Below are 16,543 nucleotides of genomic sequence, written 5' to 3'. Positions count from 1 at the left end.
CCGCCGCCGTCGTGGTCGACCTGGTTGCGCAGTCCGGCGACGCGGCAGGACCGCGCTCTGTCGGGCTCCCGCCGGGAATGCTCGCAGCCGAGCTCGGGAGGTCATCCCGGGCGGACGCGGGAAACCGCTCGGCGAGTAGTTCTCCGCAACCGTTGTTCATCAGACCGTCGAGATCCGGCACAAACCCAGCGACGCTGCTCACGAGCCCGTGGAGGTCAATGCAGTGACGTCGCATCAGGAGCGTCACCCGTGCGTGAGGGATGAGGGCGCGGTGACATCGAGCTCGATCACGCCACCGCGCGTCCCACAGTCGTCCTCCGGATCGGACCACTGGGCATTGCCGAATTGACTGCCGTCGATCAGGCCGACGGAGCCGTTCGGGCCGGGAAGGGCGGCGGTCCACCGTACGGTGTCGTCACCGTCGCGTCGCTCTTCATGCGTCCACGGTTCTCACACGCCCTCGGAGGCGAACCGGCCCCGGGTGTCCTGAATGACCCTCGGGGGGCAGGTGTCAGCCGGCCAGGCGGTTGAGCTTGCGGATCTGCCTGTCGAAGACCCCGGCGGGAGCCATGCGGCGCAGCATGCGCGCGCGACCGGCCATGGGGCCGGCGGTGTAACGCAGCTTCGGCTTCGGGTCGGTCGCCGCCGCGACGATCGTCTTGGCCACGACGGCGGGGTCGTCGCCGTCCTTGATCGCGTCCACCATCAGGCGGTCGAAGGCGTGCCGCTGCTTGTCGTAGACCGGCAGGGGCGTGTCGGGCCGGGGGCTGTTGGACTCGAATCCGGTGCTGGTGTAGGCGGGTTGGACGAGAAGCGCTCGGACGCCCTGCTTGCGGACCTCGTGGTCCAGGGACTCGGTGTACCCCTCGATGGCGTGCTTGGACGCGGCGTAGACGGCCATGTATGGCGAGGGGAGGAAGCCGACCACGGAGGACACGTTGATGATGCGTCCACGCCCCCGGGCGCGCATGTGTGGCAGGACCGCCTTCACCATGCGCATCACCCCGAAGACGTTGACGTCGAAGACCGCCTGGGCCTGTACGACGGAGTTCTCCTCGGCCGCGCCCATCAAGCCCGTACCGGCGTTGTTGACCAGGACATCGATCCGTCCGAACCGGTCGACCACCTGCTGGACCACGGCTGCGGCCGACGCGTCGCCCGCCACGTCGAGGTCGAGGAAGGTGACGCCGTCGAGCGGTGTGACGCGGGATGTGTCGCGGCTTGTGCCGACCACCTCGAACCCCGCTTCGACCAGCGCGAGCGCGGCTGCCTTCCCGATGCCGGATGACGCGCCCGTCACGAGGGCCACCGGTCGATGTGTGCTCATCATGTACTCCCGGACACATAGAAAACCGATCGGTTTCCTCAACGGTAAACCGATCGGTTTCAGAGTGCAAGGGCGGAGGCGGGCCGGGCGGCGCAGGCCGACGGCCGGCGGCGGTCTACCCTGAGGGGTGCATCGCTCACGACGCCCGCTCGGGGAGGCGACGCGTCAGCGCACGCCTGCCGCGTCGAGGATGGTGGCCACCGTGGGGGCGATGAGCCCCGTGAGGTTGTCGGCTCCGATCCCCGCTCGGGCACTGGCGCCGTCGAAGACGAGGCTGAGCTGCCGGGCCAGTAGGTCGGGGTCGCCGGCACCGCCCTGCTCGGCCTCGGTGCGGAAGAAGGACGTCAGTCCTCCCTTGACCCGGCGGGCCACTTGGCTCGCCGGGTGACCCTGGTCCTTGAGTTCGATCTGCACAGCCAGGTACCGGCAGCCCCGGAACTCGGGCGCGCCTGCCTGCGCCTCCACCTGCTCGAAGACGTGCAGGATCCGCTCGCGCGGCGAACGATCGTCGTCCGCCGCGGGCAGGAGGGTCGCTACGAAGGCGGAAGCGCGCTCCTCCAGGCTCGCCGCCAGGAGTTCATCCTTGCTCTCGAACAGCTGGTACATGGAGCGTTTCGACACCCCCGCCGCCTTACACAGCGCCTCGATACCGATGCCGACGCCGTCTCGGTAGGTGAGCGTGGCTGCCGCCTCCAGCAGCCGGTCTCGGGGACTTGGCTTCACTTCGGTGCTCATATGGTGAGGTTAACTCGATTCCAGCCGGAAGAAAACCGATCGGTTTACGGAACTGGATGGAGCGATCTTCGGAGTCGCCCACAGTCGAGCGGGCGTGTGGGCGTGGTGGGCGTGGCGCGCCGCGAAGAGGTGACCCCCGCCCACCATGACCGCCCTGCCGCCGACATCGGCCCCCGTCCCCGCAACGCCTCGGAGCGTCCGGGCTCAGTGGGCGATCACGGGCTCACCCTCCGACGGCGCCAGAGCCCGGTTCGGTATCAGCAACGCCGAGAGCACTGCGCCGATCACGAAGATCCCGGCGCCCCACGCCAGGGTGGCCGTGTAGCCCTCGACCCCGGCCTGCGCCGCGGTCAGCGCGCCGGGCTTGTGCGAGGACAGGTAGTCCGCCGTGGCTGAGGAGGCGATGGTGGTCAGCAGCGCCGTGCTGATCGAGCCTCCCACCTGCTGGCTGGTGTTGATCAGCGCTGAGGCGACCCCCGTGTCCTCGTGGTGCACGCCTGCGGTCGCCCCCTGGAACGCGGTGGTCATCACCGCGCCGATGCCGAGACCCAGCAGGATCATCCCGGGCATGATGTGGGCAACGTAGGTGCTGTCCAGGGCGAGCCGGGCCAGCAGGGCCATGCCGGAAGCGGAGACCAGGAACCCGGCGGTGATCACGAGCTTCGGTCCGAGCCTGGGCAGCAGCAGCGACGGCGCCGTGGTCGACGAAGCGACGATGCCCGCGACCATCGGCAGGAACGCCAGACCGGCCTCGATCGGCGAGTAGCCGATGCTGGCCTCCAGGTAGTAGGTCAGGAACAGGAAGATCGAGAACATCCCCATGCCCAGGACGAACACCGCCAGGAACGCACCACCGCGGGTCCGGTCCAATATCACTCGCAGCGGCAGCAGCGGATGCGCGACCCGGGACTCCAGCCACACGAACACCGCGAGCAGCACCACGCCGCCCACCAGGGAACCGAGGCTGACCGGGTCGGTCCAACTGGTGGATTCGACGTGCGCGAAACCGTAGACGATGGCGAACAGCGCGGCGCTGACCGTGAGGGTGCCCGGGATGTCGATGCGGGGCCGCTCGGTGACCGCAGGCTTAGCCAGGAGCAGCAGCGCACCGAGGAGCGCGACGCCCGCGAAGATGACGTTCACATACATCACCCAGCGCCAGGACGTCCATTCGGTCAGCATGCCGCCGAGCAGCAGCCCGACCGCGGCACCTGCACCGGACAACGCACTGAAGACGCCGAACGCCTTCGGCCTCTCGGACGGCTGGGTGAAGGTCACGCTGAGCAGTGAGAGGGCCGCGGGTGCCAGCAGCGCGGCGAAGAGACCCTGTGCCACACGCGCCCAGACAAGGACTTCGAAGCTGCCGGCCGCGCCGCCGACCACGGACGCGCCCGCGAAACCGACTAGACCGGTCACGAAGGTGGTACGCCGACCGAACAGGTCACCGAGTCGGCCGCCGAGCAGCAGCAGGCTGCCGAACGCCAGGGCGTAACCCGTGATCACCCACTGCCGGCTGCCGTCGCTGAAACCGAGGTCGTGCTGGGCTGCGGGCAGCGCGATGTTCACGACGGTCGCATCGAGCGTGACCATGAGCTGTGCCGTGCCCAGCACGACAAGCACCCACCAGCGCATGGCATGCGAGCCGCGGCGGCCCGAGTCTGTCTTTCCGGAGGCGGGCGCCCCGCGGTCGATGGTGGTGCTCATTTTTCCCCTTGGTTGCTGATCATGGGCTGACCGTCGAATGGAAACCGATCGGTTTCCATCTAGGGAAACAGATCGGTTTCCTCGGTGCAAGCGAGGGGAGCGGGGGGACGGTCCCACGATTCGCATTCCGGGGACCACCACACACGCCATCGCCCCCCCGCAGGACGTGACGGCCACGAGGGGAGCTGCGCTTACCTCAAGGCGCGCAGCGGTGCCCCCCTGGTCCTGCTGCACACCGTGCGCACCCAGGCCGAGCACTACCGGCTCCTCATCCCGCTCATCGCGGACCGGTACACCGTGTACGCCCTCGATCTGCCGGGGATGGGCTACTCCGAGATCGTGCCCGGCGCGTCGTACGACGAGCCGGCCATGCGCGCGGGTGTCAAACGGCTCCTCGCCGAACTCGACCTCCACGACGTGACGTTGGTCGGGGAGTCCATGGGGGCGGCGCTCGCTCTGACCACCGCGGCGGATCTTCCGGAGCGGGTACGGCGCGTCGTCGCGGTGAACACCTACGACTACCGGGGCGGTATCGCCCGGTCCGGTCTCCTCGCCCGTGTGGTGGTCAGCGCTGTCCTCACGCCGGGAGTGGGCGCGGTGATCGCCAGGGTGGAGCCCAAGGCCGCCTTCGGCAAGATCCTTCAGGGTGGCCTCGGCGACAAGAGCGCACTGCGGACTACGCGGACGAGCTCCTCCAGGTGGGCAGCCGTCCCGGCTACCCGACCGTCGACCGGGGCGTGTACCAGAACCTGCCCAGCCTCATCGCGGCCCGCTCGCGCTCCCCCGAGGTCAAGGCCCCCATCCACCTCGTCTACGGGGAGAAGGACTGGTCCCGGCGGTCGGACCGGGAAGCCAACAGGGACCTGCTCCCGGCCGCCGAGTTCACGCAGGTGCGCGGAGCGGGCCACTTCATCACCCTGGAAAGACCCGACGTCCTGGCCGACCTGCTGAACGCGGTGGCGTGATCGCGTCGAGGTGGCAGAGTCGGGAAAGCCGACGAGACCGCCCTTGCCTCCTTGAGTGGTGACCTTCAGGGGCTGTAGTGATTCCATGCCACAGCGCCGAGATCCACCTGTACACGCTCCGCGGCACGGGCCGCCGGCGAGATGAGGATCTCCGAGGCTGGGAGACGGTGGAGCCGGTGTTGTGGCAGCCTGCCACTGGCCCCACAATCCATGGCGGCAGCGCTACGCCCGAGAGGGCAGCCGTTGTGGCCCCCGCGGACTCGCGCCGGCCATGTCGCCGACGCGGACGCCGGGGCGGGCAAGGTGTCTCCCCAGCCGGAGCTTCTGGGCGGCCTTCCCGCTTGCGAGGTGGCTCTGCCTCGGCTTGCGTCAGACCTTCTCGGCGGTGACGCGTGAATGCTCGGCGGTGAGCATGGTGATGTCCTCGACGTCGGACGTCAGGATGGTGATTCGACCCGGGTGGGCGAGGGCGGTGGCGCAGAGCATGGCGTCGATGGCGTACTTGTGGCCGTGCAGTCCGGCCGTGCGCAACAGGGTGGCAGCGGACTGGGCGATCGCCTGGGTGACCGGCTCTACCCGAAGGCGGGACAGCGTCCACTTCAGCGCAGCGTCATTGATCCGGGGGTGGATCACCTCGACGAGGACCGCGGCCGAGGTGATCACGGGAAGGTCGGCGTCGCGGGCGGCGGTGAGCCACTCATGGATCTCACGGTCGCGCTGCACGGCTTTGGCCAGCCCCTCACTGTCCAGGACGAGTGCGCCGCTCACGCGGCCGCCCCGGCGCCGGAGGAGGTGCCGCCGGTGAGCCTGGTCCGCTTGGCAGCCACGGCCCCGGGATCGGCGGGGCCGTGGGCCTTGTCGAAGTCGGCGATCAGTTCATCCAGGTTGTCGCGCTCGATCTGCCGTTGCGCGGCCTTTTCCAGGTAAGCGGACACGCCTCGCTTGCCGACCCGCTCACGGATCGCTTGGAGGGTGCCGGCGGTCAGGGAGACGGAGATGCCGCTGCTGGGGCCGTCGCCGGGAGGGAAGTCGGTGTCGTCGTCAGCCATGACGCGAGTATGGCATTTCGAATGCCATACGGCGAGATTCTCGGTGGTGTGGAGTCTGGAATGGTGCCCGAGCGTGCGTCAGAGGGTCGCACGTAGCGCCCATAGTGCACGTAATGCACATTGATCTTGAGTCCGTTTTGCGTCTGGCGTGCCGTTGACCTGGGGTTTTCCTTAACCTGTTTCCGGCTCTACATGTTTGCGATGACGCATCACGTGGAGGCGTGGCGATCCTTGAGCCTGCTGGAAAGGGACGCTGACCGGCGCCTTTGTCGAGTGTGCGTGATGTGCGTCACGTGTGTCACGGGCCATGTGGAGGGGTGAGCAGGCCGGCTGGTGAGTCCGTGGCCGACCTCCTGGTTCGCCTTTCAGTCGTGACGTTCCGTGACGCAGGGCGAGGCGTCGAGCGGACGTCGATCGTGCCGGGTGCGGGTGCTGTGAGGCGCGCTCCTTCGCCGACGCTAAGGTATGGCGCCGTACTCGGCGGATCTATCCACTGAAGAGGTGGGAATGGGGCTCATGGACGCGGATCACGCGGAGCTGGTCGTCGCGGCGCAGGCCGGTGACGACCGGGCGCGCGAGGAGCTGATCGCCGCGTACCTGCCGTTGCTCTACAACATCGTCGGGCGAGCGCTGAGCGGACATGCCGACGCCGACGACGTCGTACAGGAGACCCTGCTGCGTGTGGTGCGCGACCTGCCCGCCCTGCGTGCCCCGGAAAGCTTCCGGTCCTGGCTGGTGTCCATCACGCTCCGCCAGATCAATACCCACTGGCACCGGCAGCGCACTCTCGCCGACCGGACCACGGTCATCGACGAGGCACTCCGGGTGCCGAACGTCGGCGGCGTGCTCGAGGACGTGACGATCCTGCGCCTGCGCATGTCGGACGAACGCCGTCATGCGGTCGAAGCCGGCCGGTGGCTCGACCCGGATCATCGGGTGCTGCTGTCGCTGTGGTGGCAGGAATGCGCCGGCTTGCTGAGCCGTCAGGACATCGCTGACGCGATGGGGCTCAGTGTCGCCCACACCGGAGTTCGCGTGCAGCGCATGCGCGAGCAATGGGAACTGAGCCGGACGATCGTCGCCGCGCTGGAGGCGGACCCGCGCTGTCCGAGCCTGAACGAGACCGTCGTCGGCTGGGACGGTCTGCGTACGTCCGTGTGGCGCAAGCGGATCGCGCGGCACACCCGCGACTGCCCGATCTGCACGGCGACGACGGCAGAACGGGTTCCCGCCGAACTGCTGCTCCTCAGCCTCGCGCCGCTGGCCGTCCCGGCCGCACTCGTCGCCGCTCTGACCGCCAAGGGCCTGCTGTCGGGTGCGGCCGCGAACGCCGCCGGGCTGGCCACAGCACACGTCACCGCCGGCACGGCGACGGGAGGAGGCGGTCTGCACGGCACGCTGCTCGGCAAACTCCCCGCGGTGACCGCCCATCCGCTGGTGAGCCTCGCCACCGGCGCGGTGCTCATCGCCGGGACCGCCACCTACGCGGCCTGGCCCGACCAGGCGCCTCCGGTGCCCGGCGTCACCGCCGCTCCCACGGTCGCCGCCTCCACGAGCGGTACTCCCACGCCGATGCCGTCGCCCACCACCCCGCCGGCCATCCCGTCGGCCTCACCGTCGCCGGTGGGTCCGTCCGCCGTCCCAGGCACGGTTCCGCTGGGCGCGCAGTCACTGGAGTCCGTGGACCAGCCCGGCCAGTTCGTCACGTACGACGGCGGCTTCGCGGCGCTCGGCCCGGTGTCCGCGTCAAGCGGCGAGCGGGCACGGCAACGGGTCACCTTCACGGTCGTCAGCGGACTGGCCGACCCACGGTGCGTCACCTTCCGTGCTGCGGACGGCCGGTATCTTCGCCACCATTACCTCCGGCTACGCCTGAGCACCGACGACGGCAGCGCACTGTTCCGTGAGGACGCGACCTTCTGTCCCCGTCCCGGGGCGGTCGCCGGGTCGGTCACCCTGCACGCGCACAACTATCCCGGCTCGGTTCTCCGCCACCGCGACGGTGGCATCTGGCTCGACGGATCCGACGGCACACGGGCCTTCGCCGGCCAGGCTTCCTTCGTCGTGCGCAGGCCCTGGGCGTGACCACCCGCTCCTCGGGCGACCCGTCCGAGTCACGAAGACAGCTGGTGATCCTTCAGCACGATCCCGCACGGCTCCTGCACCACGCCGTGACCGGCGTTCACCGTTGATCAGTCCGGTCGCCCTCTCTCAGCGGGCGCGGCCGGCCACGGCGCTCGGCATAACGCTTTCCGCCTGCGAGATGCATCACCGGGCAATCCTGCGGGCGGTGCGACATTTCTGTTACGAGCCTGCGTGCTCGGAAGCCTCCTCTTCAGGGGTGTCCCTCCTGCTGCCCGCCATGACGTGCCGGCGCGGCAGGCCGACTTCCCCGCCTGACGCGTCCCCTGAAGAAAGTTCCTCCCATGACGCAGCACATCCATGAACTCCGGGCGACCGGTACGCAGGACCCCCGAGGAGAATCATGAAGGGCCTGCACCGGCTCCGCCGGCGTCGCCGAACAGTTGCGACAGGTCTGTCGGCCGCTGCGGTGGTGGCCGGTGTCGTGACGTTCCTCCCCAGCTCCGCCGGAGCCGCGGGCCTGGGTACCCAGGCGGCCCCCTCGGGTAGGTACTTCGGCACGGCTGTGGCCGCCGGCAGGCTCGGCGACTCCGCCTACACCGCGATCGCGGACCGGGAGTTCAACATGATCACCCCGGAGAACGAGATGAAGTGGGACGCCATCGAACCGTCCCGCGGCAACTTCCAGTTCGGCCCCGCGGACCGGATCGTCAATCGTGCCCTGGCACGCGGCCAGCGCCTGCGCGGCCACACCACGGTCTGGCACTCGCAGCTCCCCTCCTGGGTCGGCGCCATCCGCGACGCCGGCACGCTGCGCAGCGTGATGAACCATCACATCACCACGCAGGTGGCCCACTACAAGGGCAAGATCTACGCCTGGGACGTCGTCAACGAGGCCTTCGCCGACGGCGGCAGCGGCCAACTCCGCGACTCGGTCTTCCAGAAGGTGCTCGGCAACGGCTTCGTCGAGGAAGCGTTCCGCACCGCCCGCGCGGCCGACCCCTCGGCCAAGCTCTGCTACAACGACTACAACATCGAGAACTGGTCGGACGCCAAGACCCAGGGTGTCTACCGCATGGTCAAGGACTTCACGTCCCGCGGCGTGCCCATCGACTGTGTCGGGTTCCAGAGCCACTTCGGGGCGGGAGGCCCGCCGGCGAGCTTCAGGACCACCCTGGCCGGCTTCGCCGCCCTGGGCGTCGACGTCCAGATCACCGAGCTGGACATCGCCCAGGCCTCACCCACCCACTACGCGAACACGGTCGGTACCTGCCTGTCCGTGGCCCGGTGCACCGGCATCACGGTGTGGGGCGTCCGTGACAGCGACTCCTGGCGCAGCGGCGAGAAACCCCTGCTGTTCGACAACAACGGCAAGCCCAAGCCCGCGTACACCGCCGTCGCGCGGGCGTTCAACTCCGGTTCAGGTACCCGCCCGGTCACGCCTGCCGACGGTACCGGTGGGATCAAGGGCGTGGCCTCCGGCCGCTGTGTCGACATCCCCGGCTCCGCCACGGCCAACGGCACCCAGGCGCAACTGTGGGACTGCAGTGGACAGGCCAACCAGCGCTGGACCTACACCGCCGCCAAGCAGCTGAAGGCGCACGACAACAAGTGCCTGGACGCCAAGGGCAAGGGCACCGCCAACGGCACCCCGGTGGTCATCTGGGACTGCAACGGCGGCGCCAACCAGCGGTGGAACATCAACACCAACGGCACGATCACCGGCGTCCAGTCCGGGCTGTGCCTCGACGCCATCGGCGCGGCCACCGCGAACGGCACCAGGATCCAGCTGTACACCTGCGCGTCCGTCAACAACCAGAAGTGGGCAGTCCCGTCCGGGACGGGCGGAGGTACGTGTGCTCTTCCGTCGACGTACAAGTGGAGTTCGACCGGTCCCCTCGCGCAGCCGTCGAACGGGTGGGCCGCGCTGAAGGACTTCACGCATGTGACGCTGGGCGGCAAGCACCTGGTCTACGCGTCGAGCGCGTCGGGCACCTCCTACGGCTCGATGGCCTTCAGCCCCTTCACGAACTGGTCGGACATGGCGGCGGCCGGGCAGACCAGGATGAGCCAGAACGCGGTGGCGCCCACGCTGTTCTACTTCGCACCCAAGAAGATCTGGGTGCTGGCGTACCAATGGGGGGCATCGCCCTTCAGCTACCGCACGTCGAGCGACCCCACCAACCCCAACGGCTGGTCCGCGCCGCAGCCACTGTTCACCGGCAGCATCCCCCGCACCGAGTCCGGCACCGGTCCGATCGACCAGACGCTGATCGCCGACGACCGGAACATGTACCTCTTCTTCGCCGGTGACAACGGCAAGATCTACCGGGCGAGCATGCCGATCGGGAACTTCCCGGGCAGTTTCGGCTCCTCGTACACGACGGTCATGAGCGACACGGCGAAGAACCTGTTCGAGGCGCCGCAGGTCTACAAGGTCCAGGGCCAGAACCAGTACCTCATGATCGTCGAGGCTCGGGGTGCGAATGAGCACCGCTACTTCCGCTCCTTCACGGCCACCAGCCTGAGCGGTTCGTGGACCCCGCAAGCCGCCGGCGAAAGCAACCCCTTCGCGGGCAAGGCCAACAGCGGTGCCACCTGGACCAACGACATCAGCCACGGTGATCTGATCCGCACCAACCCCGATCAGACCATGACCATCGACCCCTGCAACCTGCAGCTCCTCTACCAGGGCAAGTCCCCCACCGCGGACGGCCCCTACGACCGACTGCCGTACCGGCCGGGTGTCCTCACCCTGCAGCGCTGACCCGCCCGACCCACGGTTGCACTAGGAGAAACCCCCCATGAACAACCCCACGAACGGCGGGCGTCGCGGACGTCACCGTCGTCGCAGGACCGCCACCGCCCTGCTGCTCGGTGTGCCCGCCACCGTCGTGCCGTACCTCCTGTTCGTGCAGGACGACTCGCAGGCCGCGACGGTCGACGGCAACGCCTACTACCGGCTGGTCTCCGTGCGCAGCGGCAAGGCGCTGGACGTCAACGCCTTCTCCACCGCCGACGGCACCCGCATCCAGCAGTGGACCGACCAGAACACTGCCAACCAGCAGTGGAGGCTGAGGTCCACCGGCGACGGCTACTACGAGCTGGTGAACCGCAACAGCGGCAAAGTGCTCGGCATAGCCGGCGGCTCGACCGCCCGGTCGGCCGCCGCCGAGCAGCAGACCGACAGCTCGTCACCCTCCCAGGAGTGGCAGATCGACACGGTGAGCGGTACCGACGCCGTCACGTTCACCTCCCGCGCCAGCGGCCTGGTCCTGGACGTCTCCGGAGGCTCCACGGCCCAGGGCGCGGCGATCATTCAGTATCCGGGCAGGGGCAGCACCAATCAGCAGTGGAAGCTGGTGAAGGCGGCCGCTGCCCCGACAGCCGCGGCCGGCCCGTACACATGGCGGAACGCCCAGGTGGTCGGCGGCGGTTACGTCACGGGGCTGGTGTTCAACCCGCGGGAGAAGGGCCTGCTGTACGCGCGTACCGACATGGGCGGCGCCTACCGCTGGGACACCGGTGCCGAGCAGTGGATCCCGCTGACGGACTGGGTCGGTGAGAAGGACTGGAACCTGCTGGGCATCGACGCGGTGGCCACCGACCCCGTGGACCCGAACCGCCTCTACCTCGCGGCGGGCACCTACACCAACGCGTGGGCCGGCAACGGCGCGATCCTGCGCTCCGCCGACCGGGGCCGCACCTTCGAGCGCACTGATCTGCCGTTCAAGCTGGGCGGCAACGAGGACGGCCGCGGGGCGGGCGAGCGGCTCGTGGTCGACCCCTCGGACAACGGCACCCTGCTGCTCGGCACCCGCAAGGACGGTCTGTGGCGCAGCACGGACAGCGGTGTGACGTGGCGGCAGGTCTCCACGTTCCCCGTCAAGAACGGGGCGAGCAGCGGCGCGGGCATCTCCTTCGTGACGTACGGCCCGGCCGGCAGCAGGACGATCTACGTCGGCGTCGCCGACAGGTCCACCTCCCTGTACCGCTCCACCGACGGCGGCAGCACCTGGCAGGCCGTCCCCGGGCAGCCCACCGGTCAGCTGCCGCAACACGGGGTGCTCTCCGGTGACGGCTCGCTGTACCTGACGTACACCAACAACCTCGGACCCAACGGCGTGACGGCGGGCTCGGTGTGGAAGCACACGCCGGCCGGCGGGGCGTGGAAGAACGTCTCCCCGTCCCAGGGCTCCTACGGGTTCTCCGGTCTGGCCGTCGACCCGCGCAGGCCGTCCACGGTGATGGTCACCACCCTCGGCCGCTGGTGGCCCGAGGACGAGATCTACCGGACCACCGACGCCGGCACGACCTGGAAGGCACTGGCCGACAAGTCGGTGCGGAACGCCTCGGCCGCTCCGTACGTCGGCACCCACACCGGGCACTGGATGACCGCCCTGGCCATCGACCCCTTCGACTCCGGGCACGTGCTGTACGGCACCGGCAACGGCATCCTGCGCAGCAAGGACGCCAATGCCTCCGACAGCGGCGGCACCAGCCACTGGGCCATGGGGGCGCGTGGCCTTGAGGAGACCGCGCTGATGGACGCGATCGCCCCGCCCGGCGGTGCCACCGTCATCACCGCCATGGGCGACCAAGGCGGTTTCCGCCACGAGGACCTGACCAAGGTGCCCGCCGGGCGGCTGAGCAACCCGATGATGACCAACAGCACCGACATCGACTTCGCCCAGTCCAACCCCTCGGTCATGGTCCGTGTCGGCCGCGGCGGCACGCGGGACGGTGCCTACTCCACCGACGGCGGCATCAGCTGGAACGGCTTCAAGACGGAGCCGGTGGCAGGCGCCCAGGACGGTCGTGTCGCGCTCTCGGCGGACGGCTCCGCCATCGTCTGGACCCAGGCCGGCCAGGGCCCGTACCGCACGACCGACAAGGGGACGAGGTGGTCGAGGGTCAGTGGCCTGGGCACCGGCGCCGTGGTCGTCGCCGACCGCTCCTCGGCCAGGACGTTCTACTCGCTGTCCGGCGGCACGCTCCACGTCAGCACCGACGGCGGAGCGACCTTCACCGCCCGGGCGACCGGCCTGCCCGCCGACGGCCGGCTCACGGCCGTCCCCGGCGTCGCGGGGGACCTGTGGATCGCCGGCGGTGGTCAGGGGCTGCTGCACTCCACCGACGGCGGCCGCACCTTCACCAGGCTCACCACCGTGAAGTCCGCCTCCGCCCTCGGCTTCGGAAAGGCCGCACGCGGCGCCTCCTACCAGTCTCTGTACATGATCGGCACCGTCAAGGACGTCACCGGCGTCTTCCGCTCCACCGACAAGGGCGCCACCTGGCTCCGCGTCAACGACGACGCCCACCAGTGGGGCAGCATCGGCGGCGTCGGCGTCATCACCGGCGACCCCGACACCTTCGGTCGCGTGTACGTCGGCACGAACGGACGCGGCCTTCAGTACGGCGACCCGTCCTGACCCCGCCGCGGGACCGGACGCACGTCCAACACACGAGCTGACGCGCTACCAGTAGCAGAAGGCCGCCCTCTTGACCGGTGCGACATACCGGTTGGAGGGCGGCTTTCGGGTCTGACAATCGAACGGCTCTGGCCCGTAGTCGGTGGTGACGTGGGGTGTCCGTCAGTGCAGGAGGATGCGGTGGCGAAGGAGGTCGAATCCGGCGCGTCCGTGCATGCGCGCGTAACGCTTGACGGTGTTGAGGGCCAGTTGCGGGCGGCGGGCGCGTTCGAGCAGGCCGACGCCCTGGCCGAGGAGATCGTGGACCTTGTTCCAGCGTTCGCGGGTGGACTGCTCGCGTACTCCGCCGGGGCGGGGCGGGTTGATGGTGGCCCAGCAGCCGGCGTGGACGCGGACTTCGAGCAGGACTTTGTCGCACAGGTTGCGCCAGAGGTGCCAGCGGTCGCTGACCCGCACCGCGTCGGGCAGAACGCGGCGGACGGCCCCGGCGTAGGTGGCCGAGCCGTCCCGGCACACGACCTCGACGCCGCTGCCCTGCTCGCGCAGCCAGGATTCCAGCGTCGCGGCCTCGCGGTCGGGCAGCACCGCGACACGCCTGCCGGTCTCGGCGTCCGTGATGATGGTGGCGTAGCGGTGGCGGCGCAGGGCGAAATCGTCCACGCCGATCACCCGCGGAACCGGTCCTTTCGGCACCGGCAGGATCCTGCCGTGCAGGGCGGAGCGTGAACGCCTCCCGTACGAGATCGCGGCCGTCGCCTTCGCGCGGCTCGACGCGTACGACGGCGCCGGGTCGGCGATCGTCCGGCACGAGCAGTACGACCGCTTCGTGCCCGGAGCTCACACAGGCGGGATCGCGTTCGCGGAGATGGCCTGGGAGTACCAGCGGGCGCTGGCCTTCGGGGTGCGCAGCTGGGTGGTGTAGTCGACGTGAACAGCGCCGAAGCGCTTCTGGTAGCCGTAGGCCCACTCGAAGTTGTCGAGCAGGGACCAGAGGAAGTAGCCGCGTACGTCGGCCCCGTCGGCGATGGCCTGGTGGACGGCCGCCAGGTGCTGGTGGACGTAGTCGATCCGCTCCTGGTCGTGGAAGAGGCCGTCCGCCGAGCGGATGTCGGGGAAGGCGGCGCCGTTCTCGGTGATCGCCAGGGGAAGGCCGGGGTGGGCGCGGGAGGTGGCCATGAGGAGGTCGTAGAGGCCGGTGGGGTCGATGGTCCAGCCCATGTCGGTGGTGTCGCCGGGCGGGAGGTGGAAGTTGACGTCCTCGGAGCCGGGCCACGGGGAGTGGTCGCTCTCGCCGTGGGCGTGGTTGACCGCGGCCGCTCCGGCCACCGGTGCGGAGACGACGGCGGGGGTGTAGTAGTTGATGCCCAGGAGGTCGATGGGGGCGCCGATGGCGGTCTCGTCGCCGGGCTTGACGAGGGTGTCCCAGTCGATGACGTGGGCGGTGTCGGTGAGGAGGTCGGCCGGGTACCCGCCGGAGAGCATCGGACCGGTGAAGACGCGGTTGGCTACGGCGTCGATGCGGCGGGCCGCGTCGAGGTCGGCCGGGTCCGTGGTGAGCGGGCGGACCTGGTGGAGGTTGAGGGAAACCGCGATCCGGGCATGGGAGGGCAGGGTCGCGCGCAGGGCGGTGGTAGCGCGGCCGTGGCCGAGGTTGAGGTGGTGTGCGGCGCGCAGGGCGAGGGCGGGGTCGGTCCGGCCGGGCGCGTGGACGCCGGAGCCGTAGCCGAGGAAGGCCGAGCACCAGGGCTCGTTGAGGGTGGTCCACAGTGCCACCCGGTCGCCGAGGACCTCGGCGGCCAGGGCCGCGTACTCGCCGAAGCGCTCGGCGGTCTCGCGTACCGTCCAGCCGCCCTCGTCCTCCAGCGCCTGGGGAAGGTCCCAGTGGTACAGGGTGGCGACGGGCTGGACGCCGGCGTCGAGGAGTTCGTCGACGAGTCGGCTGTAGAAGTCGAGGCCGGCGGCGTTGACGGGCCCCCGGCCGTCGGGCTGGACGCGCGGCCAGGCGAGGGAGAAGCGGTAGGCCTGGAGGCCGAGGTGGGACATCAGGGTCACGTCGGTGCGGTAGCGGTGGTAGTGGTCGCAGGCGATGTCGCCGGTGTCTCCGTCGGCGACCTTGCCGGGGGTGCGGGAGAAGGTGTCCCAGATGGAGGGGGTGCGGCCGTCCTCGGCTACGGCGCCCTCGATCTGGTAGGCGGCGGTGGCCGCGCCCCAGAGGAATCCGGGCGGGAAGTGCAGTCGGTCGACGGCCCTCGGGGCGGTGACGGGGGTGTTGACAGGGGTTGCGGACATGACGGGTCTCCCTGGTGGCAGAGGGGTTGTTGTGCGGAGAGAAGGAACGGGTCAGCCCTTGACGGCGCCTTGGGTGATGCCGCCGACGATGTGACGGCCGAAGAGCACGAAGACCAGGAGGAGGGGCAGGGTGCCCATGAGTGCTCCGGCCGTGATGACGGACCAGTCGGTCGACCAGCCGGTTCCCAGTCCGGCGAGGGCGACCTGGACGGTGGGGTTGGTGGAGCCGTTCATCACGATGATCGGCCACAGGAAGTCGTTCCAGGACTGGACGAACGTGAGCATGCCCAGGACCGCCATCGCGGGGCGGGCGACCGGGAAGACGACGTGCCAGATGACACGCAGCGAGTTGGCGCCGTCGACGCGGGCGGCTTCCAGGAGTTCGGTGGGCAGGGCCTGCGCGAGGAACTGGCGCATGAAGAAGACACCGAAGGCGGTGACCAGGACAGGCAGGATCAGGGCCCCGAGGTGATTGCCGAGTCCCAGGTTCCTGGTGAGGATGAACAGGGGTACGACGCTGAGCTGGGCAGGCACGGCGAGGGTGGACAGGACCAGGCCGAGCATGACCTTCTTTCCCCGGAATCGGAGTTTGGCGAAGGCGAAGCCGGCGAGGACGGAGAAGGTCACCGTGCTTGCGGTGACTGTCGCGGCGACGAGCGTGGAGTTGAGCAGGGCGACCCCCATGCCGCGCCCGCCGGCGTTGTTCCAGACGTAGGTGAGGTTCTCGAAGAGGTTGCCGCCGGGCAGCATCGGCGGTGGGCTGGAGACGACCGCGTGGCTGTCGCTGGACGCCGCGACCAGCGTCCAGTACAGCGGGAACAGCGAGGCCAGGGCCGCGAGTCCGAGGACGATGTGGGCGAGCGGCCCGGCCCGGTGCTGGCCGCCGGCCCTGCCGGCGCGGGCGGGCGGTCGCGCCGCCGTCCGGCGAGGGCGGTCGGACAGGGGTGTGGTGGTGGTCAT

At 69.6% G+C, this 16,543-nt stretch carries 11 protein-coding genes and 2 pseudogenes; 5 read left to right on the top strand and 8 right to left on the bottom strand.

Annotation, left to right across the window (positions count from 1 at the left end; all coding sequences use genetic code 11):
* Window positions 1-511 precede the first annotated feature (511 nt).
* From ACFVYX_RS12710 to ACFVYX_RS12700, 3 genes are all read right to left on the bottom strand, one after another.
* Window positions 512-1,327 (bottom strand): oxidoreductase, encoded by an 816-nt coding sequence (locus ACFVYX_RS12710; RefSeq protein WP_389681337.1) that lies wholly within the window; start codon window positions 1,325-1,327, stop codon window positions 512-514.
* Window positions 1,328-1,492: 165 nt separating this feature from the next.
* On the bottom strand, window positions 1,493-2,062 hold the full coding sequence (locus ACFVYX_RS12705; protein ID WP_389681336.1) for a TetR/AcrR family transcriptional regulator: 570 nt from the start codon (window positions 2,060-2,062) through the stop codon (window positions 1,493-1,495).
* A 204-nt stretch (window positions 2,063-2,266) separates the two neighbouring features.
* Window positions 2,267-3,766 carry an MFS transporter gene (locus ACFVYX_RS12700; RefSeq protein WP_389681335.1) on the bottom strand — a complete coding sequence of 500 codons (1,500 nt, stop codon included), beginning with the start codon at window positions 3,764-3,766 and terminating at the stop codon, window positions 2,267-2,269.
* 84 nt (window positions 3,767-3,850) lie between these two features.
* On the opposite strand from ACFVYX_RS12700, the pseudogene ACFVYX_RS12695 reads away from it, so the two are divergent.
* A pseudogene (locus ACFVYX_RS12695) lies at window positions 3,851-4,450 on the top strand (alpha/beta fold hydrolase); the annotation flags it as partial.
* A 14-nt stretch (window positions 4,451-4,464) separates the two neighbouring features.
* Complete coding sequence (locus tag ACFVYX_RS12690; protein WP_389681551.1) at window positions 4,465-4,731, top strand: alpha/beta fold hydrolase; 267 nt, start codon at window positions 4,465-4,467, stop codon at window positions 4,729-4,731.
* Between the two features lie 369 nt (window positions 4,732-5,100).
* Here ACFVYX_RS12690 and ACFVYX_RS12685 read toward each other — a convergent pair whose 3' ends face one another.
* The gene (locus ACFVYX_RS12685; RefSeq protein WP_389681334.1) at window positions 5,101-5,499 is read right to left on the bottom strand and encodes a type II toxin-antitoxin system VapC family toxin; all 399 of its coding nucleotides are present in this window, start codon (window positions 5,497-5,499) and stop codon (window positions 5,101-5,103) included.
* Window positions 5,496-5,780, bottom strand: coding sequence for a hypothetical protein (locus tag ACFVYX_RS12680; RefSeq protein WP_389681333.1), 285 nt, complete (start codon window positions 5,778-5,780; stop codon window positions 5,496-5,498). Before ACFVYX_RS12680 ends, ACFVYX_RS12685 begins: the two co-directional genes overlap by 4 nt.
* A 516-nt stretch (window positions 5,781-6,296) precedes the next feature.
* On the opposite strand from ACFVYX_RS12680, the gene ACFVYX_RS12675 reads away from it, so the two are divergent.
* The 3 genes from ACFVYX_RS12675 to ACFVYX_RS12665 all read left to right on the top strand — a co-directional run bounded on the left by ACFVYX_RS12675 (window position 6,297) and on the right by ACFVYX_RS12665 (window position 13,294).
* The gene (locus tag ACFVYX_RS12675; protein ID WP_389681332.1) at window positions 6,297-7,865 is read left to right on the top strand and encodes a sigma-70 family RNA polymerase sigma factor; all 1,569 of its coding nucleotides are present in this window, start codon (window positions 6,297-6,299) and stop codon (window positions 7,863-7,865) included.
* Window positions 7,866-8,265: 400 nt separating this feature from the next.
* Window positions 8,266-10,629, top strand: coding sequence for a non-reducing end alpha-L-arabinofuranosidase family hydrolase (locus ACFVYX_RS12670; RefSeq protein ID WP_389681331.1), 2,364 nt, complete (start codon window positions 8,266-8,268; stop codon window positions 10,627-10,629).
* 37 nt (window positions 10,630-10,666) lie between these two features.
* The gene (locus ACFVYX_RS12665; protein WP_389681330.1) at window positions 10,667-13,294 is read left to right on the top strand and encodes an RICIN domain-containing protein; all 2,628 of its coding nucleotides are present in this window, start codon (window positions 10,667-10,669) and stop codon (window positions 13,292-13,294) included.
* Window positions 13,295-13,507: 213 nt separating this feature from the next.
* Here ACFVYX_RS12665 and ACFVYX_RS12660 read toward each other — a convergent pair.
* The 3 genes and pseudogenes from ACFVYX_RS12660 to ACFVYX_RS12650 all read right to left on the bottom strand — a co-directional run.
* A pseudogene (locus ACFVYX_RS12660) lies at window positions 13,508-13,975 on the bottom strand (transposase); the annotation flags it as partial.
* Between the two features lie 156 nt (window positions 13,976-14,131).
* Window positions 14,132-15,583, bottom strand: coding sequence for a GH1 family beta-glucosidase (locus ACFVYX_RS12655; protein WP_389681329.1), 1,452 nt, complete (start codon window positions 15,581-15,583; stop codon window positions 14,132-14,134).
* A gap of 51 nt (window positions 15,584-15,634) precedes the next feature.
* Complete coding sequence (locus ACFVYX_RS12650) at window positions 15,635-16,543, bottom strand: carbohydrate ABC transporter permease (RefSeq protein WP_389681328.1); 909 nt, start codon at window positions 16,541-16,543, stop codon at window positions 15,635-15,637.

The sequence above is a fragment of the Streptomyces sp. NPDC058326 genome, from assembly GCF_042879855.1.
Lineage (GTDB): Bacteria > Actinomycetota > Actinomycetes > Streptomycetales > Streptomycetaceae > Streptomyces.
Note: the sequence above shows the minus strand (reverse complement) of the source record. Positions and strands in the feature narration are given on the sequence as shown.